This is a genomic window from Pararhizobium sp. DWP1-1-3, assembly GCF_049896125.1.
Taxonomy (GTDB): domain Bacteria; phylum Pseudomonadota; class Alphaproteobacteria; order Rhizobiales; family Rhizobiaceae; genus Pararhizobium.
Map to the genome: position 1 here is coordinate 119,469 of NZ_JAFCTR010000015.1, position 23,382 is coordinate 142,850.

Here is a 23,382-nt window from a genome sequence, read left to right on the forward strand (position 1 = left end):
GTCGCCATGCATCGCATCGGTTTCGTTATCTTCCCGGATTTCCAGGTGATGGGCTTTGCCGCCATCACGGTGTTCGAGGTTGCCAATGCGATGCTCGGCGGCGAGGCCTATTCGATCGCCATGCTTTCGGAGAAGGGCGGGCTGGTCCGCTCGTCGGCCGGGTTCGGCGTCGATACCGAGCCTTTCGACGGGGCCGAATTCGACACCGTGATCATCGGCGCCGGCATGGAAGTGGGGCCGGTGACACCCGGCCTCGTCGATTTCGTGCGGCATTCGGCGGTAACTGCAAGGCGCATCGCGGCACCCTGCGTCGGCGCTTTCACGCTGGCGGAAGCCGGTGTGCTCACCGGGCGCCGGGCGACGACTCACTGGGCGTTCGCGCGCGATCTGCAGGCCAGATATCCGGCGGTCAATGTGGAGGAGGACCGCATCTTCATCATCGACGGGCCGGTCTGGACCTCGGCCGGCATGACGGCGGGCATCGATCTGGCGCTTGCCATGGTCGAGAAGGACCACGGGCCGGATATTGCCCGTTCAGCAGCCCGAAAACTCGTCGTGCATCATCGGCGTGCCGGCGGCCAGTCGCAGTTCTCCAGCCTGCTCGAACTGGAGCCGAAATCCGACCGCATCCAGAAGGCGCTAATCTATGCCAACGGGCATTTGAAGAAAGAGCTTTCCGTCGAGGATCTGGCGGATGTGGCAGGCCTCAGCCCCCGCCAGTTCAGCCGGGCCTTTCGCGCCGAGACCGGCCAGTCGCCGGCGAAGGCGGTGGAGAACATCCGCGTCGAGGCGGCGCGGCTGCTGATGGAACAGGGGCGGCTTTCAATGGACATCATCGCCGACGAAACAGGTTTTGCGGACCGCGAACGAATGCGCCGGGCGTTCCTGCGCACGCTCGGTCAGCCGCCGCAGGTCATCCGCCGCAATGCCCGGGGTTAATAGCCTTCACACCACGTTCTGCGCACCAAGCTAGCTCGAATCCGGCTATTGCGATCAAGCCGGCAATGACTGTGGTAATAGCTGGTGTGCTACTGACTACTCCAGAGGTAAGCAGAAAGCGCCGTAGATACACCAGCGTTTACAGCGCATCTCTCCCTATACACGAGGCCAGACGCACATAGCGTGGCGTTTTGTGGCTCCGGCGCCGAGGGGGAAGTATAGGATCGTCGCCCCTGACCTCCCGGCTATGGCGAAAGCAGCATCTTGATTGCTGGCACTTCCTGGACGCGACAGGCCGCGAAGACACTCATCGACCTGATGGCTAATCTTGGCCATTCCAGGTTTATCATCGTCGGTCATGATCGCGGCGCTCGCTCGGATCGGCTACCGATTGGCTCTGGATTATTTGGATTGCGTGTGCGGATTTGCGTCCTTGGCGGTGATCCCACGCTTAATGCTTTCGTCGCCATCGACGCGACATTCGCGGTCAATGCCTTACACTGGTCCATGCTCGCGCAGCCGAACGGACTCCGGCAGCGGCTGCTAGCGGCCGATCCAAGCGGTTTCGTTGATGCTGCGCTCACAATTAAGGACCACATCCCGTTGCCGGCCGGGCAGTTGCGGCGATCCATAGTCGCCCCCCGGAACCACAGACGAGGCTATTGGACACGCCTTGCCGTATTATTCCCTTTTTCGGCAATAGTCCCTTTCAGCGAATCTATCTTCAATAAAAGCCACCTAAGCATCAGTGTGTGCCTCGACAGCAGCCACCTATCGAGGCCGCTCAAAAGGAGATCTAAGTCATGAAGCTTTTCTATCACCCTCTCTCCGGACACTCCCATCGCGCCCGTCTATTTCTTTCACTTACCGGCCAACGCTTTGACCTCGTCGAAGTTGATCTTGCCAAAGGAGAACACAAACAGCCGGAATTTCTCAGACTGAATACTTTCGGTCAGGTTCCAGTCTTGGTGGATGGAGACACAACTATCCAGGATTCGAATGGGATCATCATCTATCTGGCGAAAAAGTTAGGCAAAAATGACTGGCTTCCTGAAGATCCTGCCGGTGCGGCAAAGGTTCAGCGTTGGCTCTCCATTGCCGCAGGCCAGCTTGCCTACGGCCCAGCGGCAGCGCGTCTCATTACGGTTTTCGGCGCCAAATTCAATGCGGATGAGGTCATCGGACGAGCGCATTCCCTTCTCAAGGTATTAGAAGAAGAACTATCGCAGCGCGCGTGGCTGGCAGCAGATCACATCACAATCGCCGATATTGCCATTTACAGCTACATCGCCCGCGCACCAGAAGGAAATGTCGACCTCGCCGCATATCCGAACGTCGGCGCATGGCTTGCTCGTATAGAACAGCTCCCTGGATTCGTCCCCTTCGTAGAGACGCCTGTCGGCTTAAACGCAGCCTGACGGGGCGATAGTTATGGCGACGAGCACGGAATACAAAGAGTCGCCCGTCGCCATGTATATGCAATACCTCAAGCGTTAACATGACCGAGATGTTTGGCATCACAAGCGACGCTTCACACGAGGAATTTATGCCTTCCAATGTTGTCGCTGCTTGAGTTCGACGGTAAAGTCTTTTTCGTCCATGCATTGCCAATCAGCAATGAGGATTCGCCGCCCCGTCGCCTCTAGCTCAGTTGAAGTGTCGGTTGGCCCTCAATTTTGCTACGGCAAAATCCACGAAGGCCCGAACCTTGGCTGATGCTTGTCGACCCTCTGGGTGAAGGACGTGAATTGGCAGTGCTTCCTCGTCGTAGTCGGCTAGGACCGTTTGAAGTTCGCCCGATTCCAACTGCGGCGCAATTTGGTACGAAAGCACCCTAGTCAAGCCCCAACCTTGCGCAGCCGCAGAAATCGCGGCTTCGTTGGTGTTGCAAAACAGGCGTGGATTCACGTGAACCGTTGACTTTCGCTCCAGGCCGAAACGCCATTCCAAGGACGTCCATGCGCTGGTTGATGCAACAATACGATGTTGGCTAAGGTCGCTTGGGATGGTCGGCACCCCGTATTTAATAAAATAGGCTGGAGATCCGCAAATAACGCGCTTCACTTGACCCACACGAATGGCGGTAAACCCGGAGTCTGGTAGATGTCCGATGCGGACTGCAACATCGATTCCTTCGTCTACAATATTCACTGTTCTATCGACGAAGAGGCTCCGCCCTACAACATCGGGGTACCGATCAAAAAATTCCGTTAAAATTGGCAGAACAAACATGGTGCCGAACATCACCGATGCAGTGACGGTTAGTGTACCAACTGGCTTTCCGTACGCTCCGGCCGCCGCAGCTTCAGCATCGGCAAGATCTGCCAGCAACTTCTGACAGTCCTCGAAATATCGCGCGCCAGCTTCCGATAGCTTCACAGATCGAGTTGTGCGTACGAGCAGGCGCGTTCCAATCATATCCTCTAGGGAAGATACGATCCGGGTTACCGCCGGTGGGCTCATATGGAGCTGCCGCGCTGCATCAGCAAAACCTTCGAGCTCTGCGACTTTCACGAACACCTTCATCGCTTGCCAGCGGTCCATGCGATCAACATCCCTTAATTCGTCAACGCCCGAAGTGATTTAAACGCTTTTAGCGACGTGGCAAGCACCGACCGAGGCACATCATGGTAACGCCGGGCGTGGCGTCTCTCGGACCAAGACGTGAATTTCGGGCACTATAGCTGCCAGCTGAAATGACAACAGTCTTTTCTTCGTGGCCGCCACCCCCACAGTGTCGTTAAAATAAACGGCTAGGGCGAACTTGACTGCTACGTCGATCAACGCATTGAAACTTGCCCCACGTTTCGCGGCATCGATTTCGGCACCACTAAGCCTCAGCTGCATGGCTTCGGTCTCAACCGACCGGAGCGTGACCCTATCATGCGAACTTGCTGCAAGGGCGAGCTTCAATTGAACACGCATCACAGGCGTCATGGATAATTTGGTCACGATAGACTCCCGGTCGGCCGCATCATGAGCTCGGTTGTTTGGATAAATCTTGCGCGCGAGACGAGCGCGGCCGGCCAAGTCCGGCTCGGCTTACAAAGCGAGTGACCGACCCTACGCCAAACGAATTCGCGGGTGAACAACTGTGGTCTTGAATTCTCACTTTCCAATGGAGCAATAGTTAGCTTGATGCTTGCAACTCCGACAGACGGTCTTGCCGGCCACCTGCCATCGTTGATCATGATGGGACCAAACAGCAGTGGTTTGTCCTGGATGAGGACGCGATCGCACGACTTTCAATCGTCTTTGTAAAAGCGTCTTCCCCACCCGGAATCGATGAAGATAGTCGACCAGGATTGTTCCCCTGTCCGCAACAGTGCATTTCGTAAAGTTTGAATTCTCTTGCTGTCGGGGATGGAGGAATATTCCCCACCGACAAGCAGAAGATCTCGCTTGTGACGAAGCAACCGGAAAGAGCTTCGCCGTCAGAGTGAGATCGCACCACGATCGCGTAAAAAAGCGAAAGTCATCTATCGCAAAATTTACGAGCATTTTTGTTGAGCTTTTTGAATCCAAGTAAGTAGAAATAGGAATAAGACGATGTCAGTCACTAAACTCACCATAGCGAGCGCGGCTCTGGCGATTGCAACGACGGGGTCAGCAGCGCATGCCGCGCCGATGTTCTATCGCAGCGTCACTATCGACGGGCTAAAAATCGCCTACCGCGAAACAGGGTCGACCGACAAGCCTGCGATCCTTCTTCTGCATGGCGTTCCAAGTTCGTCGCGAATGTACGATGGCTTGATGCAGAGGCTAGGTGATCAGTATCATCTGGTTGCTCCTGACTATCCCGGGTTCGGAAACAGTGACGCGCCTCCCCCGAAAGATTTCGCGTACACTTTCGACAACCTTGCGGAAATGATGCTGAAATTCACCGATCGTATTAATATGAATCGTTACGTGCTGTTCATGCAGGACTATGGCGCACCCATAGGAATGCGCCTTGCGATCGCTCGGCCATCAGCGATCCAAGGAACCGTTTTCCAGAATGGCAATGTTTACTCGGAAGGGCTCGGCCCGATATGGGAAAACCGCAAAGCCTTCTGGAGCGATCGGGCGGCTCATGAACAAGAAGTCCGCAAAGGCCACCTCTCACTCGAGCTCACTAGAGCACGTCATCTCGGCAGTGATCCCGATGTCGAGGCTTACAATCCAGACCTCTGGATGGACGAGTTTGCATATCTGAATAGGCCTGGGCAGGCGGAAATTCAATCCGAGCTGATTTACGATTACCAGAACAATATCGCGTCGTACCCTTTGTGGCAGAAATGGTTGCGCGATCACCGCCTGCCCGCGCTTGTGATTTGGGGAAAGTACGACCTCGCTTTTACGCCCTCCGGAGCAGACGCATTTAAACGGGATCTTCCAAATGCGCAGGTATCTATTTTAAACGCCGGCCACTTTGCGATGGATACGCACCTTGGCGAGGTCGCTGACTTGACTGCTGATTTTTTGGAAAGAATCACAAAGTAACTCTGAAAAACGATGATGCGTAGGTAAGCAATTACGCGATCGATAACGCAACAAAAAATGTGGTGTACGCTGGAGTTCGTTCGCCACCAACCAGCCGGGACGGAAACCCGTCCCGCTATCATGGAGGCACTCGTGCTTGATCTAGTCGACAGGATAGTCGCAGCCCACGGCGGGCTTACGCGATGGCATCAATTCACAGTCGCCACTGCAACAATCGTCACCGGTGGAGCCCTTTGGGCGTTGAAGGGACTTCATCAAGATCCGGATCCCCGCAAAATGACTGTTTGGCTCAAGGAAGAAAGGGCATCGTTGATCCCATTCGGTGCCCCGAACCAGCGAACAGTTTTCACCCCGGACCGGATCGCAATTGAAACTACTGAAGGCGTCATTATCGGAGAGCGGCAAAATCCCCGCGAGTCATTTTCGGGACATGAGAAAACGACTGCTTGGGATCCGCTCCACCGAGCCTACTTTAATGGATACGCGCTTTGGACATACCTTACGACACCATTTCTCCTGACGCTGCCGGAGGTAAAGGCGAAGGAACTGAAGCCGTGGACCGAAGGAAAGGAGACTTGGCACCGGGTTAGGGTTCAATTTCCTCCTGAAATTGCCACTCACAGTGAGATCCAGGACTTTTTCTTTGGCGAGGATCTTTTACTTCGCAGGCACGATTATTTCGTTGATGTCGCCGGCGGCTTTGCGGCGGCACAACGCGTCTCGGATTATAAAGAAGCAAATGGAATCTGGTTTCCGTCGAAGCGACGCGCGTATTTGCGTGACAGCGACGACGCTGTGATTGAAGATTCTTTGCTGGTATCGATCGATCTGAGTGAAGTAAGCTTTGCCTAGACTAGCGGAACCGAAACGCGTGTGGGGCCAGCGCGTGGCTTCACTTTCTCAGACATTCAACCGCTGACACCGCACGGCTCCGGAAAGTCACTACGCCAAGCTCTTCCGCCGCTCTCTGGATACTTCCGCAACGGCAGACAGCTTCGAACGCACGGACTGCGTTGAGGGGTAAGGACGGCATGACGATCTCTGTGCGCGTAACGCTGAAAATAAAACACTTGTAGAGAACACCAGAAGGGAGCAAAGACCCGTTATTAAAGCCGGCCGGTCAGTCATCTAAGGTGTCAGCACGCCCCCGCCCCTTTTGCCAACTCTTCGTACGTTCGAAATCTTCTGACCATCAGAAGACATTGGTTCCTTTACTCCCCTGAGAACCTATCCATCATGAACGCTGCTGATTTCAGCCCGCTGCCTGTGAGGAGAACAACAGTCCGCTCACCGGATTGGATGACGCCGCCTGCGAGCAGTTTGTCTGCAGCAGCAGCAGCCATCGCCGAAGTCGGCTCCGCATAGAAACCTGCTCTTGCTAGCAACCCGACAGCAGAGATAATTTCGTCCTCCGACACCGCAACGGTCGAGCCCTTTGATCGTCGGATTGCCCCGAGCACCGCGCTCATCCGGACAGGGCTTCTAATTGCCGTGCCCTCGGCAACGGTCGGTGAGACCTCGATCGGAACGGGACCGTTCGAGCCTGCGGAAAAAGCAGCATGGATTGGTGAACAGTTCTGAGGCTGGACAGCGAAAAGACGTGGCAGCTTCGTTATTTGCCCCGCTCGGAGCAATTCCGTAAACCCGAGATCGCATCCGAGGACGTTGCTACCGGCGCCCGCCGGGATGACGATATTGTCGGGTACTTCAAATCCGTAATCCTCCCAGAGTTCGTATGCCAGAAGCTTTGTTCCTTGGAGGAAAAACGCCTGCCAATTGTGGCTTGCATAAAAGGTTTGCTCAGATTGCCGAATAGCCTCAAATTGCGAGTTCTCTCGGGGGCCTGATACCAGTTGCACATGGGCCCCGAAGGCCCGCATCTGGACGATTTTAGCTAACTGGGTGGTCTCGGGCGTGAGAATGCGCACCTTGACCCCAGCTGCCGCGCCGTACGCGGCTATTGCCGCCCCGCCGTTGCCGGAACTGTCCTCCAGGATTGCATCGACACCCACTTGCCTCAAATAGGAAAGCATCACCGATGCGCCCCGATCCTTGAAGCTGGATGTGGGAGCAAACCACTCCAATTTGAAATCTACTTCACCCGCCGGAAGCTTGGCTGGGACCAGTGGAGTAAGCCCCTCTCCTAAGGAGACGGGCGATTTGATGTCGAGTGGCAGCGCTGCCCGGTATCGCCAAATGGATCGGGCGCTACGATCGATATCGTCACGGCCTATCCCCGGCAGATCGGTTACCATCATTGGGTTGCCCGATGGCGATCGCCAAAGCGGCTTCTCAAGCGAGAATGTCTCACGAGTTTGTGGATCGATATATCTTGCGGCATCAGACATTGCTGCCCCCTTTTCCGTTCAGCTCAGGCACAACATGACGGCTGGCAATCATGCGGTCACCTTAGCGATGAACTCGACTTCGAGAAGAAAGCCGTGATGCAATGTTGTGACCGGGACCACGGCGCGCGCGGGTTTATGAGCGCCGAAGTGCTCTGCGTAGATGGCGTTGAATTCGTCCCAATGGGATATATCCGTGATGTAGACTGTCGTTTTGACAACGTCTGCAAAGCTGCTTTTAGCTGCCGCGAGAACGGCAGCGGCGTTGCGCAACACACAGCCAGCCTGACTTGCAAAGTCGCGCTCTGGTTCTTTCAGCCCGTCAGGCTCGATCGGGAGGATGCCAGATACGAAGACGAGGTCGTTGAATATCATTGCTTGCGAATAGTGCCCACCAGGGGGTGCAGCATCCGCCGCTAGGACTGGCTTTAAAATCATGCTCGTATACCTCTCGCACCATAGGTGATGCGACTGCTCAAGAACGTACGTTTCATCTTTTCACTTTCGCAGTGCTCGTTTGGCGGTTTCTACGAAGAACCCTACTGCGACCGGCAGAATATTGTCGTTAAAGTCGTAGCGTGGATTGTGTAGCCCGCTATCTGGCCCGCCGATCCCATTTCCGATCCATGCGTAGGCTCCAGGGCGCTGCGCAAGGAGATACCCCATGTCGTCGCCGAACATCACCGGGGGTAGATCGCGTAGAACTTTCGCACCTGCCGATATCCCTCCCTCTGCCGCGATCTGAGCCTCTGCCGCACGGTTGACGCAAACTTGGCCACCTGGATTTACGACGACTTCGCCCCTCAGCCCGTAAGTAGCTGCGACGCCGGCAACTATACGTTCGACCGCCTCCGCTATCTGCTGACGAACTTCAGGCTTATAAGTTCGGATCGTCCCCGAAAGCGTTACAATTTCGGGGATCTGGTTCGTGACCACGCCGCCGTGGATCATACCAACAGTCAAGACAGCTGGATCCAACGGATTAATGGTCCGCGAGACCACCGTTTGCAAGGCGACCAGCAAGTGGCCAGCCGCGACTATACAATCGCTGCCAAGATGCGGGGCGGCGGCATGTCCTGCGACGCCATGCAACGTGATCTGGAACGAGCCGCCCATGGCGAATACCGGCCCGGTATGGACTGCTATTGTCCCTTCTTCGATCCCTGGCATGTTATGGTAAGCAAAGATCCGCTCAAAAGGGAAGCGCTGCAGCAATCCGTCGGCCAGCATCGCCTTCGCGCCGCCTCCTTTTTCTTCCGCAGGTTGGAATATGAGCTGTACGGTTCCAGCCCAGTCATCACTTTTTGCCAACTGTTCAGCCGCCCCGAGCAGAGATACCGTATGGCCATCGTGGCCGCAGGCATGCATGACGCCAGGCACATTCGACGCGTAATCAACATCGTTGGCTTCGTTTATCGGTAGCGCGTCCATATCAGCGCGAAGCGCTACGGATCGATCTGATCTCCCTTTCGTGAGGGTCGCAACGATGCCATGACCGCCGACCCCGGATACATGAGGGATGCCCAATGCAGTTAATTTCTCGGATACAAACTGTGCCGTTTGCTCTTCGTGAAATGAAAGCTCAGGATGAATGTGGAGATATCGCCTCCATGTCGTCAATTTGTCTATGAATGTGCTGTCAAACATGCGTGCTTCCGTGATCTCAGTGGATGATTTGGCTAAGGAAATTCTTGGCGCGTTCATGGGTCGGGTTCTTGAAGAACGCAGAAGGTGTAGCAACTTCGACGATACGACCCTCGTCCATGAACACCACCCGGTCGGCAACCATTCTGGCGAAACCCATCTCGTGAGTGACGACGATCATAGTCATGCCCTCCTCCGCCAAGCCGACCATAGTATCGAGGACTTCTTTCACCATCTCCGGATCGAGTGAGGACGTGGGTTCGTCAAACAACATGATCTTTGGGCTCATGCACAACGCGCGGGCTATCGCTACGCGCTGTTGCTGGCCGCCCGAAAGCTGGCCTGGAAACTTTTGCGCCTGGTCAGCGATCTTGACGCGTGTCAGGTACTTCATCGCTTGGGCTTGGGCGTCGACGAGCGATGATTTTTTTGCGTAGATTTGAGCAAGAGTACAGTTTTCGAGAACCGTAAGATGCGGGAATAGGTTGAAGTGCTGGAACACCATACCGACGTCCCGGCGAACTGCGTCGATCTGCTTGAGGTTGCCGATCAGCTCGGTTCCATTAATCACGATGGAGCCCCCGTGATGCTCCTCAAGGCGGTTGATACAACGGATCATCGTTGATTTCCCAGAGCCGGAAGGTCCGCAAACAACGATCCGCTCGCCAAGCCGGACCGTGAGATTGATGTCCTTGAGGACGTGAAACGCCCCATACCATTTCTGCACGTCGCTGAGTTGAACAGCCGCTTCGGTCAAATTTGGTTCAGTCATGTTAGATCCTCCCGCAGTGCCGTTAGATCCGGCGCGTCAAGTTGAGATCGACTTCGAGCCAGCGCGAGTAGAGCGATACCGCGAAGCAAATCGAGAAGTAGATAAAGCCGATGAAGAGGTAGGTCTCGACGAAAGGGGTCGACCAGGCGGGGTCGGCCAACGCTGCCCTGCCTGCGCTGAGGAGATCATAGAGGCCTACTACGAACACCAGGCTCGTATTCTTGATCATCACGATCAGCGTATTGGTCAAAGGCGGTACCACCTTGCGAAGCGCTTGAGGAATTACGATCCGCCGTGTCGTCACGAACCATGAAAGTCCAAGCGCTCGGGCGGCTTCAATCTGACCCTGCGGAACGTCTTGGAGACCGCCGCGTACAACCTCAGCTAGATATGCTGCCGAGAAGATCGTTAGTGCAATGAGCGCGCGCGCCAGTTTGTCAGGCGTCCACCCCTCTGGAAGAAAGAACGGCACGAGAATAGAGGCTACAAACAAGAGGCTGAGGAGTGGTGTTCCGCGGATCACCTCGATCAGTCCGATCGAAAGATACCGCGGGATAGGGAGACTGCTGCGTCGGCCGACTGCAAGAACAAGTGAAAGCGGGAAAGCGATGACAAGCGAGAGGGTCGCAAGAAGCAGTGTTATTGGAAGCCCACCCCAGTTAGATGTGGGCACTTCGCTCAACCCGAACACTCCTCCGCCCATGAGAATGAGTATGGTAAGGAAACCGACTGCCCATGCGAGGACCAGCACGCGTCCCCAAAATCTGGGCGGTAGGCTAATAAGTCCTAAAATGAGGAAAAGCGCTACGACCAGCATTGGTCGCCATTGTTCGGCGGGCGGATAAAGACCGAATAGGATAAGGCGGGACTTCGAATAAATGAATGCCCAGCACGCCCCCGCGTTACGGCAAGCCGAGCCGTCAGCTGAATACCAAACTGCGTCGATGACGGCCCAGTTAACAAAGCGCGGTCCGAGAAATGTTAAAAGAGCGAGGCAGCTCAGCGTAAATATAGCGCTGATCAAATTGCCGAATAGCAGCTTCCAGATTGACGTCCTGACCATCGGCGGCATCGATGGTGTGTTAACAAATGAGGTCAGTGTCGGAGAAATCGTGTTCATTTTGCCACCACCAGAGAGACACGCCGATTGTACCAATTCATAAACGACGCGACGGCCAAGCTAATGCAGAGATAGACTGCGATCATCACACCAAATCCCTCCAAGGCTCGACCCGACTGATTGATTGCTGTGCTGACAACAGCCGATAAATCCGGATAACCGATCGCCAAGGCAATCGTGGTGTTCTTGACTGCTGTGAGATACATGCTTGCCATAGGTGGTACGATGATCCGCAGCGCCTGGGGAAGAACAACCAGCCTCAATGTATCTCGGTCCTTTAGCCCAACGGCGCGGCCAGCCTCCCACTGACCTCGCGAAACAGCATCGATACCTCCCCGATAGATCTCGGCAATGAACGCGACTTTGTAGCTAACGAGCGCGACAACGAGTGCCGAAAACTCTGGGGTGAGTGAAATGCCTCCGCGATAGTTGAGGCCTCGCAGCTGGGGTAGATCGGCGCTTAACGTTAGTCCGTCCAAGATCCAAAATGCCCCGAAAATCGCAACAGCAACGATGATTAATTGTGGTCTGCTAATCCATGCTGGCACTCGGTCAGTGCGCCGCCTTAGCGAACGCAACATTACTGCCGTAATTATCAAGAGAAGCGCGACGGCGCTCGCCCAAGGCAATGATTGGGCCGTACCAGAGATGAAAATGCTGGGAGCGAATATTCCGCGAACTGAGAGGAATACAAAGGGCAGTGGTTCAAGCGCGTTTCGCACATTTGGTAGCGTTGTTATGACTACCATGTACCAAAACATGAGGTGCACGATGAGCGGGGTATTTCGGATGATTTCGATATAGGCCTGCGCGACACCACTCACCAATGGATGCTTCGATCGACGCGCAAGCATCAAAAGAAACCCAAGTACCGTAGAGAGGCAGATAACGATCGACGCGACCATTAGGGTATTCAGCAATCCCACCAGGAAAGCACGGCCGAACGTATCTGCAGGACTATAAGACACCAATGTTTCCGAAATTGGAAATCGGGACGCCTGGTGGAAAAAACCAAAGTCAATATTCATGCCTTGGCGGGTTAGATTATCTCTCGTATTGATACCGAGCCAACCCAAGCCTCCAAAGAACAGGAGGAGTAGCGCGACCTGAACCACGCCTGCGCGCACACGGGTATCGTACCAATATTTCTGCAGCATATCTCATTTCCTCCTCCTGCGATCAAGGGATTGCAGCTCAGTTGAATGGATCGCTCTGCATCAGGCCACCATCCTTGACGAGAGCGTTGTATCCGCGCGACAGCTTCAGTTTGCTTTTGGATCCTAGATTGCGGTCGAACATTTCGGCGTAGTTGCCGAGTTGTTTCACAATGTTGTAGGCAAACTTCTCGTCGAGCCCGAGAGCCGCTCCGTTGCCTGGCTCTACCCCCAGGAAACGACGGATATTAGGATCCTGCGACTTCAACATCTCATCGACATTGCTCTGTGTGACACCCATTTCTTCGGCACGAACCATGGCGAGGAACGACCATTTCGCGATGTCGAACCACTGATCGTCACCGTGCCGTACTGCCGGACGTGACGCATTGATGATGTCATTCGCGGGAAAGATAATGTAGTCGTCCGGATTGGGGGCCTGGTTTGCTCTCACTGATGCCAGGAACGAATCGCCGGCAATCAATGCATCACATCGATCTGCGAAAAAGGCCTCTCGAGCTGCGATTGGGGCTTCGAAAAGCGTAAGCTTCAAGTCCAGCCCCAGCGCTCTGGAGATATCTGAAACGGTTACCTCTGTCGTTGATCCGCTTTGTACGCAGACCGAGGCGCCGGCCATGTCCTGAACCTTGGCGACCCCTAAACTCTTGCGGACCATAAAACCGTCGTAACCGTAAGAGTTGGTCGGGATGAAGTTCGCGCCGTTCGCATCGCGTTGCAACGTACCGATTGTGGTGCGTGGCAGGTAATCAACCTCGCCGGCAGCGAGTGCTGTCATACGCTTGGCTCCCGATAGAGGTACAAACCGGGCTGCATCCTTATCTGCAAAAATTGCGACAGCCATTGCGCGGCATGTGTCGATGTCTAGGCCTTCCCAATAGCCTTTGCTGTTGGGGAGCCCGAAGCCCAGAGTGGCTTCGTTCGACCCGCACGTAAGATACCCTCGTTTTTGGACGATTTGGAGTGTCGATTCGGCTTTCGCAGCCGCGGATAGGGCGACGATCGAAATAAATCCTATCCCAGCGGAAATGATAAGCTTTCTCAGTGACATGACGCAGTTCCCTCATTTTTTGTTGTGGCGATAGTGGGTGATCAGGCGGGGAGCATCGCTTCAAAGAAGGCGGCCAAGTCGGCCCAAAGATCCTGGGGATCTTCAAGGCCAACACTTATCCTCAGAATGGTGCTCTCGTTTTGCGCGGCCGCAATTGTTCGGAATGATTTCACAGACATTGGCGCGATAAGGCTTCGCGTTCCCCCGAATGATGAACCGATGGCAAACGTCTTGAGCTTCGCGAGCGCGCCGGCTAACAGGGGTTCGCCGGATACCGGTAGGACGACGCTGAACAACCCAGAGGCGCCCGAGTAATCGCGCTTCCAAATATCGTGGCCAGGGCAGCTGGGGAGTGCCGGGTGGAGGACTGTCCCGACCCCGGGCATCTGAGCCAGGCGTTCGGCAAATTCGATTGAGACCTTGCCGACGTGTGCGAGACGAACGCCCATGGTTTCCAGCCCACGAAGCGTAAGCGTAACGTCATCCGGCGAAACGCCGAGGCCAATCATCCGCATTGTATCCCGTAGACGTCTACGCAAGTCCAGGTCGGACACAGTTATGGAACCCATAAGCAGATCCGAATGTCCGCCCGCATATTTGCTCAATGCATGCATGGAAAAATCTGCGCCGTTCTCCAGCGGCTTAAATAGAAGAGGCGTCGCCCATGTGTTATCGCAGCCCACTAGGATTCCTCGGGCCTTCGCTGCTTTCGAAATGGCGGGAATGTCCTGCACTTCCATGGTAGTCGAGCCCGGAGATTCAACCCATACAAGCTTCGTCGTTGCGTCGAACAAATCGCTGATCTGCTCGCCAGCCATCGGATCATAGACGCGGAAGTTGATGCCACGCGGCGCGAGGTAATTGGCGCAAAACCCGGTTACGGGAGGGTATACGTTGTCAGGTATGAGAACCGTATCGCCAGGCATTAGAACGGTAAGCATGATGACCGTGATAGCGGCCTGTCCAGAGGGCACTAGAACCGTTCGAACTCCGCCCTCTAGGTCGGTCAGTTGCGCCTCGAGAGTGCGGCTTGTCGGTGTGCCGTGGAGGCCATACGAATAGCCATCAAGTCCGCGTTGACCGCGCGTTGCATATTCTTCAGCGTCCCGAAAAAGAATGGTCGATGCTCGGGCAGTAGGCACGCTGAGGCTGGAAAACCCATCGTGGGAGACCTCCGGGTGGATGACTGTTTTGGTGAGGTCACGCATTGGTTTCTCCTGCTCGTTAAACTGTCGACAACAGAAAACGACTTAATACCTAGAAAAACAACTTAGGTGAGCGCATACCTCTATGCAGGGAGCTTATAGGCTCAGGGAGGCGAAAGTGAATTTCCGACAGCTTGAAGCATTTCGCACCGTGATGACAACCGGATCAACCGTTCGCGCGGCCGAGCTGATGCAAATCTCACAGCCAGCTGTTAGCCGCCTGATATCCGAGTTGGAAGCTGGGACAGGATTTTCGCTTTTCGACCGAATACGAGGCCGCCTTGTTCCAACGCCGGAAGGCCAGATGTTTTTCCGGGAGGTCGATGCGAGTTTCCGCGGCATGGACCATTTGCGATCTGCGGCCGCGAGCATCCGCGATTACGGGTCTGGGAGTCTTAAAGTTGCCAGCCTTGCCGCCTTGGGCGTTGATCTTGTTCCAAATGCGATCAACACATTTCTTTTGGCCCATCCAAGGACAAAGATTACTTTGCAGGTTCTTGCATCGACGAACGTCCGAAACTTGGTTGTTGACGGTCAGTTCGACGTAGGCTTGGCGGCAGATGAGGTCGATCTCTCGGGTCTCGATTCCCAGATATTTGGGAATTTCCCCGCGGTCTGCGCCATGCCACGTAACCACCCGCTCGCATTCACTCAGGTCATCCGCCCGCTCGATCTTCAGGGCCATCCGCTGATTGGGCTTGCCCCGGAAGATCGCGCCCGGCGTCGGATTGATACCGTCTTGCGGGCAGAGGGGGTAGAGCCCGATTACATCGTGGAAACCCCCTCCTCTTCGACGATATGCGCGTTAGCGCTTGCCGGTGTAGGCTTAGGCTTTGTGAATCCGCTGACCGTCCAGGGCTTCGTGGAACGAGGCTTGATACTGAAGCCTTTCGAACCGCGAGTTGACTTTCGGTGCTATCTTCTGTTCCGACCCGATGCACAGAAAGCTCGACTCGTGCGCTCCTTTGTTGCAGTGCTCCTGGAGCAACGGAACCGCGCATCTTATGGCTCCGCAGCCCATTAGCGCTACCTCGCGCGGACGCCTGTATCTCACCTTGTTTGCTCTACTCCCATGGCACATTGTGAAGTTGCTACCAGCGGGCTCTGCGTAAAGCGTAGCTATTCCATCCAGCGTAATAGTGAACTGCTAAACGCGACAGTTCTCACCAGGCGTCGTTTGTAGCACTCTCTCACAGCGGCCACAGGGACCACCAAACCTAGCAGGCCGACTATGAAGCCTTATCACTATTTGCTCCGAAGCCATCCGAACCCTTAACGTCGGCATTTCCTGCATCGACTATGTTTTCTTCGCCGGCTTTGAGCTGGCGACGTCATGGAAAATGTTGGGCTCGCCACGACCCTACTAGGATTGTGGCGGGGCAATACAACTCCTAATCTAGAGGCCGTTATGACCATCACCTCGACGAAGCTGCCGACATGGCATGAAGGCGAGAAGTTCATCCAGGAAAGAGTCGGTGTCGCCGAGCGCATGGCCGTCGTCGGCCAGCGTGTTGTCCGCGATTTCATGCCCGACCAGCACCGAGACTTCTACGCTCAGCTTCCGTTCATCGTTCTAGGAAGTGTCGATGAGCAAGATGATGCCTGGGCAACTTTCGTCGAGGGTCGACCCGGCTTCATGTCTTCTCCAGCGCCGACAACGCTTGATATTGTGGCATCGCTCGAGCATAGCGACCCCGCCAATGAAGGTATGGCAGACGGCAAACCGATCGGTCTCCTTGGTATCGAGATGCATACCCGCCGGCGCAATAGAATGAACGGTTTCGTTTCTGTCACGGCGAGCGGTTTCAGGGTCGATGTCGACCAGAGCTTCGGCAATTGCCCGCGCTACATCCAGTTACGGGACTTCGAATTTTCCCGCGATCCTGGCCAACTAAACTCAGGTGGGTTTGAGACGCTTGCCGGGCTCGACGTTCAAGCGCGTGCCACTATAGAGGCTGCCGATGCCTTCTTCGTAGCATCTTACGTCGACCGCGGCGACAGACGGCAGGTGGACGTGTCCCACCGCGGTGGCAATTCAGGTTTTGTCAGGGTCAGCGACAACGGTATGCTGACCATTCCGGACTTTGACGGCAACCTTTTTTTCTCGACGCTTGGCAATATTTTGCTGAACGGCAGGGCGGGCCTCCTATTCGTAGACTTCACGACTGGCGATATGCTGCAAATGACTGGCGACGCCGAAGTGATCCTTGAATCGCCTGAGATCGCGGCCTTCCAGGGCGCTGAACGGCTGTGGACATTTAAACCAAGGCGGATCATCCGCCGTCCGCATGCGCTCGCACTGCGCTGGGCGCTCCAGAAAGGAGGCTGGTCCGCGAACTCTTTGATGACCGGCAACTGGGCACAAGCTGCGGATCGGCTGCGTGCCGCCGAGCTCTCGAACAGGTGGCGTCCGATGACCGTCACCAAGATCGTAGAAGAAAGCACGACAGTCCGCTCGATTCACATGGAGCCAAGCGATGGCGCAGGCTTATTGCCGCACGTCGCTGGGCAGCACCTCCCGGTCCGGTTGAAGTTGCCGGAAGAAGACAGGCCTGTCATCCGGACCTACACCCTGTCGGTCGCTCCCTCCGACGGTGTTTATCGCATCAGCGTCAAGCGCGATGGTCGGTTATCGCAATTCCTTCATGACGATGTCTTTGTCGGGGACATAATCGAAGCTCGCGCCCCAGCCGGGAATTTTGGTATCGACGCCCGCGCCACACGCCCTGCCGTGCTCCTTGCAGGAGGAATCGGAATTACCCCGCTACTCGCTATGCTTCGTCATGCCGTCTACGAGGGAATTCGTAAGCAGCGCATCCGCCCGATCACATTGTTTCACGCGGCCCGCTCGATGGCCCAACGCCCCTTTGACGGGGAGATCGCAGAGCTCGTCGGTCAGACAAATGGAGCAGTACGAGTGGTCCGGATACTCAGCGACACCGCCGGTGCAAACGAAGGTGCGGATTACGATGTCGTTGGCAGGATCGATATGGCGCTGCTCACGAAGCACCTGCCCTTCAATGACTACGATTTCTATCTCTGTGGGCCGCCGCAGTTCACACAGGCGCTCTACGACGGTTTGCGCGGTTACAACATCGGAGACGACCGGATCCACGCTGAAGCGTTCGGACCATCCTCATTGAAGCGAACCGCCGACAACAAAGCCGCCTTGGCTATTCCTCTACGTGCGCCGCCGTCCGACAAACCCGTGCCAGTCGTGTTCACGAACTCTCTGAAGGAAGCCCGGTGGACACCAGCCTCCGGAACGCTGCTCGATCTTGCGGAAGCCCGCGGCCTCGAACCCGAATTCAGCTGCCGCGAAGGAAACTGCGGCACATGCCGGACCAAGCTGATCAAGGGCGCGGTGACGTACGTGAAAGAACCGACGGCTAAGGTTGACGAGGACGAGGTCATTCTCTGCTGTGCCGTCCCTGCAAGCCAAGAGGGCGGCATCCAACTCGCAGTTTAACGCCGGATTTACATGCGCAGCTCGCTCGAAGGTCACCGCGCCTGCATTGCCTTCAAACTGCGGGTGGCGCCACTCGATTTTGTCTCGCTAACAGAAATCTGATGATGATCGCAACGCCGACGTGGGTGCAGCTAGCCTCAGAGCATCACCGCGTGAGGCGCAGTCCACACAAGCCCTTCCGGCCGTGTGGTTAGAACTCGGCTGGTGCGGGCTACCCGGCACGACACTGGCCCCCCGCAAACCTAACCCGTATCCAACCCTACCCAACTGGAGACAGTGATGACCAACGACCCTTCCCCTAAGATTGCAACCAAGAGCGCTTCCATGTTCATGAACTTGCTCACCGCATCGCTGATGCTGGTCGGTATTCTTGCCGCCTCATCCCATGTCATTGCCGGGGCAGACGACGCGAAGCCAAATGGGGACCAAGGGCCAGCCAGCACCGCATATGCACAGGCAAATGCAAAGATGCATACCAGACTTGCGATCACGTACACGGGAGATGCAGACGCGGATTTTGTCCCGTGGATGATCCCGCATCACCAAGGCGCGATCGACGCCGCGAAGGTGGAACTTCAGTACGGCAAAGACCCCGACATGCTTAAAATGGCAAAGATGATCCTCGGCCAGGAAACGGAGATCGCCGCTATGAAGGCTTGGTTGAAGCAACATGGGATGTAAGTGAGTTGGTTCCGGCGACCCTACCGGCCCTGTTGTTATCTATAAAAGGTTGGACATTGAGTTCTGAACTTCGTCTTTTGTCGCGAAACGCGGGTCGCTACTCGGATTTGAGATAGTCCGCGGCAAATGTAGCGACATGCAGGCCAGGAAGAAGGACGTCAATTTGGACAACCGGCGAAAGGCTCAAGACGACTAAGTCTCGCTCTGCCGTGCCGTTCGCGGCCCACCAGGGCGGTGTTCAAATTGCGGCCTGAAGATTCATTATTACAAAGGCCGCAACACTCCCTTCCTGTTTTCCGATGTTCAAAAACAACCGTATCGCCATCATCTTGATGACACGAGAGCGACGTCTCTCGCAACGTGAAAAGGATCGAAAAATGTCACGCATACCCACGCCGGCAACGATCGACGACGCTCCTGAAGCTTCGCGTCCGATACTCGAAGCTATTCAGAAGCAGATGGGCTCAGTGCCGAACGTCTTCCGCTTGGTTTCAAACAGCACCGCTGCGCTAACCGGACTGACCTCAATGCAAGGCGCGCTGAGCAAAGGCAAGCTTCCGCTAGCAACCCGCGAGCGCATCGCATTATCCATGGCGGAAGCTAACGGTTGCAACTACTGCCTGTCTGCTCACACCTTTACCGGAACGAAGTTCGCGAAACTGGATGAGAGCGAAATCGCTTCGAACCGCCGCGGCACGTCGAACGATCCAAAGGCCGCCGCAGCGGTCGAATTCGCTCGCGCGCTCACAGTCGCCCGCGGGTCTGTAGCCCCAGCTGAAATCACCAAGATCCGTGACGCCGGCTACAGCGACGCGGAAATTGTTGAAATCATCGCGCATGTCGCGCTTAATACCTTTACCAATTATGTGAATGAAGCCCTCGACACTGAGGTCGATTTTCCTCGTATCGACCAACTCGTGGCGTAGCCATGAAAGGGGTGATGTAACAAGTTCATCACCCTTTCCTTGTTGCCGACCGACACCATTGCTGGAGCCACCATGATGAGCCGTCCGCCACTTCCTCCATTTACTCAAGAAAGTGCTGCTGAAAAAGTCCGCCTCGCTGAAGACGGGTGGAACACCCGAGATCCAGCAAGAGTGGCTCTCGCGTATACAGCTGACACACGATGGCGTAATCGTGCAGAATTTGTCACCAACCGTGCTGAAGCCGCAGCGTTCCTGACCCGGAAGTGGAACAAGGAGCTCGACTATCGTTTAATCAAAGAATTGTGGGCTTTTACAGGTCACCGTATAGCCGTTCGTTATGCGTATGAATATCACGATGACAGCGGCCAATGGTTCCGCGCGTATGGAAACGAAAACTGGGAGTTCGCAGATGACGGTCTAATGCGAGAACGTCACGCGAGTATCAACGAACTTCCAATAACGGAAGCCGAACGCAAGTTTCGCTGGAAACTTGGACGTCGCCCCGACGACCATCCCGGTTTAAGCCACTTCAAGTTTTAGCCCATCACTAAAGGAATTTGTCTTGGTTTCGGCGCCTACTTGATCCGTCCACGAATTAAAGCCTTCGTGCGTGAAGCCGTGATGTGATGGTGCGAAAATTAGTGTCGCACGCTCGATGAAAAAGCTTCCAGCTACATGCAAGTTTGGACCCATATGCATCCGTCGGACACGTACTTGTTCGGATAATTTGGGAGATCTTTATGACAGTAGTTGGGTCAACTTCATATTCCACCCCGCGCCTTGCGCACAAGGATACCTACCGCGCAAGTACCGCCGCTCCAGAGGATAATAGCAATTCTCAGCTGCACGGATATAAAAGCACTGGCAGCTCTTTCTTAGCACCCGACAGTCTCGGTTCTAGCGGCGCCAATTTGCAGGGAAAGCTTTTCGCCGTAGCGAAGTATGACTCGTCCGAGAAACCAAGTGGCGGTGAAATCAACTTCGCGGGTCCAGCCGACGTTTCGCGATTGGCGGCTTCCAAGCAGCAAGTAGAGCTTTTGTATTCCGAAATGTCCTGGGCGGATCCTTCAGCCGCCGAAGAGGATGACAGATAGTCGAACGGCATCGCATAGCATTGAAACTAAAGCGCTCGCCGTGTCGAGGCGAGCGCCTCTCCTCCTACCACCGGGTGAACCTGTTGAATTGCCGTCCGCCGTAGCTGGGCTCTGCAAGGAATGTGCGCCCCAATCCTCGCGATTGGCTGAGGGCGGCGATGTCGAGTGGAAGCGTTTGATTAGGCGAAATCGAAGCTCAAACGTCTGCTCGACTGGCGCGCGCGAGCTGTGGTAGTGGACATTCCACTGGGGCGTACCGACACTCTCGATAACGCGGAAGCGAGACTCCGGCTAAAGGAAACCGAAGAGTAGCGGTCCCTGTTGATTTCCCCTGAAAGCTGTCCCAATGCCGGATTAGCTTCAGTGAAATCAACACGATGGTCATGCGAACAATTGTGACGGCCGGCTGGCGCTCTTGAAAGGAGCTGAACCAACGACGCCTTGTCTGGATAGACTAGGCCCTTGATATACCGGCTAGAATCATAGTGCTCGCTTGCCATAACAACGCGATCATTCTCACGCGAAAGTGGCCGCCCGGTCGGAGCGGCCAGTGCCAGCGATCAAGCCGCAACCACGGTGCGGGCGTCATAGTCGGCGGTCCACTGCAGCGATGGCCGCTCGCCGCAACGCTCAATCCAGGCCTTGACCACATCGCTGTCCGGCGTCGCTGCAGGGTACCAGGCAAAGGGCGAATGCAGCAGCAGATCAACAGCTGTGTATCGCTCTCCCATCAGGTAGGGCCTATCCTTGAGTGCGGTTTCGAGGCGTGCCGAAAGTTCCGCCGGGCTGCGGAAGGTAAAATCCACAAAAGGATGGGAGATCCCGGCTGCCTGCAAGATCAGTACAGGTTCGACCACGCCGGCATACCACGCGAGCCAGCTGAGATACCGACCGCGCTGCGGATCGCCGGCAACAGGCGCCATCTTCTTTTCCGGGAAGAGATCCGTCAGGTACTGAATGATCGCGATGCTCTCCCAGATGACAACGCCGTCATGCTCGAGCAGCGGCACCTTGCCTTCCGGATGCGGGTTCTTCGGATCTTTGCGACCGCTGCCATCGCCGCGGGTGATGTCGACGATCTCGATCGCGACCTTGTCGATGGCGTCTAGTTCGCGAAGCAGGGTGACGATACGCGTCGAGCGCGAGCGGGGGGCGTAAAAGAGCGTCAGCATAGTCTGGGTCCTCGATTGCGTTTGGCAATGCGGATCTTGTACAGTCCGCCAACTGCCAGTTTCCGTCAGTAGGCTTCATCTATCCTCCAAAGTCATGGCTCGTAGTGATCGTCTGTTCCGCCTGCTCCAGGCGCTTCGCAATCTCCCCTCCCCGGTGACGGCCGCGCGCCTTGCCGAGGAGACCGGCGTGTCGTTGCGTTCGCTCTATAGGGACATCGAGAGCCTACGCGCCGCGGGTGCCGTCATCGATGGCGAGCGCGGCTGCGGCTATAAGCTGACGGAGGACATCGCCTTGCCGCCGCAGACGCTCACACGGCTTGAAATCGAAGCCCTGGTGCTCGGCCTTGCCGAGGTGCGGCATATGGGTGAACCGGCTCTCGCTTCGGCCGCAGGTGCCGTGCTTTCGAAGGTCACAGCGACGCTGCCCGACCGACTACAACGCCAGGCACTGCATGCCGCCTCCCAGGTCTATCGGTTCGAGCGCCGCGATCCGCCGGTCGTCGATGTCGGCCTTCTGCGCGAGGCTTGCTGGCAAGAACGCGCCGTGGTGATAAGCTATGTGGACGCGGAGCAGCAACGGACCGACCGGCAAGTGCTGCCGCTGGCGATCGTCTATTTGGAGAGGACGCTTGTGTTGCTTGCCTGGTGTTGCCTGCGCCAGGATTTCCGCAAGTTCCGCGTCGATCGCATCGCCGACATCCATATGACGGAGGAGAGTTTCCGTCCGCGCCGGGTTCAGATGCTCAGGGACTTCGTTGCCATTCTGAACGCCGGTGCGCCCGAAACATCAAAGATGATCTTGAGCAGCCAGTAACCAAAGCGACGATGCGGCCGCCCACGTACCGCGTTCGGACTGCTTTCGCAGATACAGCAGATGTCCAAACGGCCGCGCTAAGGCGCAATGCTGTCACTGCGAGTGGGCGGCATGAATTCGAGCAATAATTCCTTGCCCGCGTCTTCGCCTTGACGAGATTCGAACCAATCGCCCTGCTATTACGAGGGATCTTCTTGTCTCAGAACGGCCAGAAGAGGAACCCGTTGGATGACCAGACGCAAAGACCTCGACCAACTCGCCGCCTGTTCGCAACATTGCTGTGGCTGCCTCCCATCACGAAACCGTGCCCTGTTGTGTTCGCCGCCGCGATTGGTCGCCGGCCGAAAAGGCGGTAAGTATCGACGTAGTTCATCACGGAACTCGGGAAGGAGATCAGCATGTCTGACATCGATTTTGAGCGCCGAGCATTGCTTGCCGCTGGCGGTACCTTTGCATTGGCCGGGTTCACTGGCCTCGCGATGCCTGCTCGCGCCGC

General features: G+C 55.9%; 21 protein-coding genes and 1 pseudogene. 10 read left to right on the forward strand and 12 right to left on the reverse strand.

Going from position 1 to position 23,382, the window contains the following annotated elements; all coding sequences use genetic code 11:
* Nucleotides 1-6: 6 nt before the first annotated feature.
* On the forward strand, nucleotides 7-939 hold the full coding sequence (locus ACP7BS_RS24385; RefSeq protein WP_426240160.1) for a GlxA family transcriptional regulator: 933 nt from the start codon (nucleotides 7-9) through the stop codon (nucleotides 937-939).
* An 803-nt stretch (nucleotides 940-1,742) separates the two neighbouring features.
* On the forward strand, nucleotides 1,743-2,357 hold the full coding sequence (locus ACP7BS_RS24390; protein WP_426240161.1) for a glutathione S-transferase family protein: 615 nt from the start codon (nucleotides 1,743-1,745) through the stop codon (nucleotides 2,355-2,357).
* Nucleotides 2,358-2,586: 229 nt separating this feature from the next.
* Here the strand turns inward: ACP7BS_RS24390 and ACP7BS_RS24395 are convergent, their stop codons facing one another.
* Together ACP7BS_RS24395 and ACP7BS_RS24400 are read right to left on the reverse strand one after the other, a co-directional pair.
* A complete protein-coding gene (locus tag ACP7BS_RS24395) occupies nucleotides 2,587-3,483 on the reverse strand; it encodes a LysR family transcriptional regulator (protein WP_426240162.1) in 897 nt (298 codons plus the stop codon).
* Between the two features lie 81 nt (nucleotides 3,484-3,564).
* Nucleotides 3,565-3,891, reverse strand: a complete 327-nt coding sequence (locus ACP7BS_RS24400) for a hypothetical protein (RefSeq protein ID WP_426240163.1) — start codon at nucleotides 3,889-3,891, stop codon at nucleotides 3,565-3,567.
* Nucleotides 3,892-4,488: 597 nt separating this feature from the next.
* Between ACP7BS_RS24400 and ACP7BS_RS24405 the strand changes: the two genes are divergently transcribed.
* The gene (locus ACP7BS_RS24405; RefSeq protein WP_426240164.1) at nucleotides 4,489-5,421 is read left to right on the forward strand and encodes an alpha/beta fold hydrolase; all 933 of its coding nucleotides are present in this window, start codon (nucleotides 4,489-4,491) and stop codon (nucleotides 5,419-5,421) included.
* Nucleotides 5,422-5,553: 132 nt separating this feature from the next.
* Nucleotides 5,554-6,273: a hypothetical protein gene (locus tag ACP7BS_RS24410; protein WP_426240165.1), complete on the forward strand. Its 720-nt coding sequence runs from the start codon at nucleotides 5,554-5,556 to the stop codon at nucleotides 6,271-6,273.
* An 88-nt stretch (nucleotides 6,274-6,361) separates the two neighbouring features.
* Here ACP7BS_RS24410 and ACP7BS_RS24415 read toward each other — a convergent pair.
* From ACP7BS_RS24415 to metC, 9 genes and pseudogenes are all read right to left on the reverse strand, one after another.
* Nucleotides 6,362-6,454: pseudogene (locus ACP7BS_RS24415) on the reverse strand (helix-turn-helix domain-containing protein); the annotation flags it as partial.
* A gap of 178 nt (nucleotides 6,455-6,632) precedes the next feature.
* Complete coding sequence (locus ACP7BS_RS24420; protein ID WP_426240166.1) at nucleotides 6,633-7,769, reverse strand: pyridoxal-phosphate dependent enzyme; 1,137 nt, start codon at nucleotides 7,767-7,769, stop codon at nucleotides 6,633-6,635.
* 48 nt (nucleotides 7,770-7,817) lie between these two features.
* Nucleotides 7,818-8,204 carry a RidA family protein gene (locus tag ACP7BS_RS24425; protein ID WP_426240167.1) on the reverse strand — a complete coding sequence of 129 codons (387 nt, stop codon included), beginning with the start codon at nucleotides 8,202-8,204 and terminating at the stop codon, nucleotides 7,818-7,820.
* A 60-nt stretch (nucleotides 8,205-8,264) separates the two neighbouring features.
* Complete coding sequence (locus ACP7BS_RS24430; protein ID WP_426240168.1) at nucleotides 8,265-9,413, reverse strand: amidohydrolase; 1,149 nt, start codon at nucleotides 9,411-9,413, stop codon at nucleotides 8,265-8,267.
* A gap of 16 nt (nucleotides 9,414-9,429) precedes the next feature.
* Nucleotides 9,430-10,182 (reverse strand): amino acid ABC transporter ATP-binding protein, encoded by a 753-nt coding sequence (locus ACP7BS_RS24435; RefSeq protein ID WP_426240169.1) that lies wholly within the window; start codon nucleotides 10,180-10,182, stop codon nucleotides 9,430-9,432.
* A 22-nt stretch (nucleotides 10,183-10,204) separates the two neighbouring features.
* Nucleotides 10,205-11,302 carry an amino acid ABC transporter permease gene (locus tag ACP7BS_RS24440; RefSeq protein WP_426240170.1) on the reverse strand — a complete coding sequence of 366 codons (1,098 nt, stop codon included), beginning with the start codon at nucleotides 11,300-11,302 and terminating at the stop codon, nucleotides 10,205-10,207.
* Nucleotides 11,299-12,459, reverse strand: a complete 1,161-nt coding sequence (locus ACP7BS_RS24445) for an amino acid ABC transporter permease (protein ID WP_426240171.1) — start codon at nucleotides 12,457-12,459, stop codon at nucleotides 11,299-11,301. Before ACP7BS_RS24445 ends, ACP7BS_RS24440 begins: the two co-directional genes overlap by 4 nt.
* 37 nt (nucleotides 12,460-12,496) lie before the next feature.
* On the reverse strand, nucleotides 12,497-13,525 hold the full coding sequence (locus ACP7BS_RS24450; protein ID WP_426240172.1) for a transporter substrate-binding domain-containing protein: 1,029 nt from the start codon (nucleotides 13,523-13,525) through the stop codon (nucleotides 12,497-12,499).
* 41 nt (nucleotides 13,526-13,566) lie between these two features.
* Complete coding sequence (gene metC / locus ACP7BS_RS24455) at nucleotides 13,567-14,733, reverse strand: cystathionine beta-lyase (RefSeq protein WP_426240173.1); 1,167 nt, start codon at nucleotides 14,731-14,733, stop codon at nucleotides 13,567-13,569.
* 115 nt (nucleotides 14,734-14,848) lie between these two features.
* Here metC and ACP7BS_RS24460 point away from each other — a divergent pair, with 115 nt between their 5' ends.
* The 5 genes from ACP7BS_RS24460 (at nucleotide 14,849) to ACP7BS_RS24480 (ending at nucleotide 20,346) form a co-directional block, all read left to right on the forward strand.
* Nucleotides 14,849-15,754 (forward strand): LysR substrate-binding domain-containing protein, encoded by a 906-nt coding sequence (locus ACP7BS_RS24460; protein WP_426240174.1) that lies wholly within the window; start codon nucleotides 14,849-14,851, stop codon nucleotides 15,752-15,754.
* Between the two features lie 384 nt (nucleotides 15,755-16,138).
* Complete coding sequence (locus ACP7BS_RS24465) at nucleotides 16,139-18,199, forward strand: pyridoxamine 5'-phosphate oxidase family protein (RefSeq protein ID WP_426240175.1); 2,061 nt, start codon at nucleotides 16,139-16,141, stop codon at nucleotides 18,197-18,199.
* 324 nt (nucleotides 18,200-18,523) lie between these two features.
* A complete protein-coding gene (gene copM, locus ACP7BS_RS24470) occupies nucleotides 18,524-18,880 on the forward strand; it encodes a CopM family metallochaperone (protein WP_426240188.1) in 357 nt (118 codons plus the stop codon).
* 377 nt (nucleotides 18,881-19,257) lie between these two features.
* Nucleotides 19,258-19,806, forward strand: coding sequence for a carboxymuconolactone decarboxylase family protein (locus tag ACP7BS_RS24475; RefSeq protein ID WP_426240176.1), 549 nt, complete (start codon nucleotides 19,258-19,260; stop codon nucleotides 19,804-19,806).
* 75 nt (nucleotides 19,807-19,881) lie between these two features.
* Complete coding sequence (locus ACP7BS_RS24480; protein WP_426240189.1) at nucleotides 19,882-20,346, forward strand: DUF1348 family protein; 465 nt, start codon at nucleotides 19,882-19,884, stop codon at nucleotides 20,344-20,346.
* 1,114 nt (nucleotides 20,347-21,460) lie between these two features.
* Here the strand turns inward: ACP7BS_RS24480 and ACP7BS_RS24485 are convergent.
* Entirely contained in the window at nucleotides 21,461-22,072 is a 612-nt protein-coding gene (locus ACP7BS_RS24485; RefSeq protein WP_426240177.1) for a glutathione S-transferase family protein, read from the reverse strand.
* Between the two features lie 94 nt (nucleotides 22,073-22,166).
* Here ACP7BS_RS24485 and ACP7BS_RS24490 point away from each other — a divergent pair, with 94 nt between their 5' ends.
* Nucleotides 22,167-22,886, forward strand: a complete 720-nt coding sequence (locus ACP7BS_RS24490; protein ID WP_426240178.1) for a helix-turn-helix transcriptional regulator — start codon at nucleotides 22,167-22,169, stop codon at nucleotides 22,884-22,886.
* Nucleotides 22,887-23,382 lie beyond the last annotated feature (496 nt).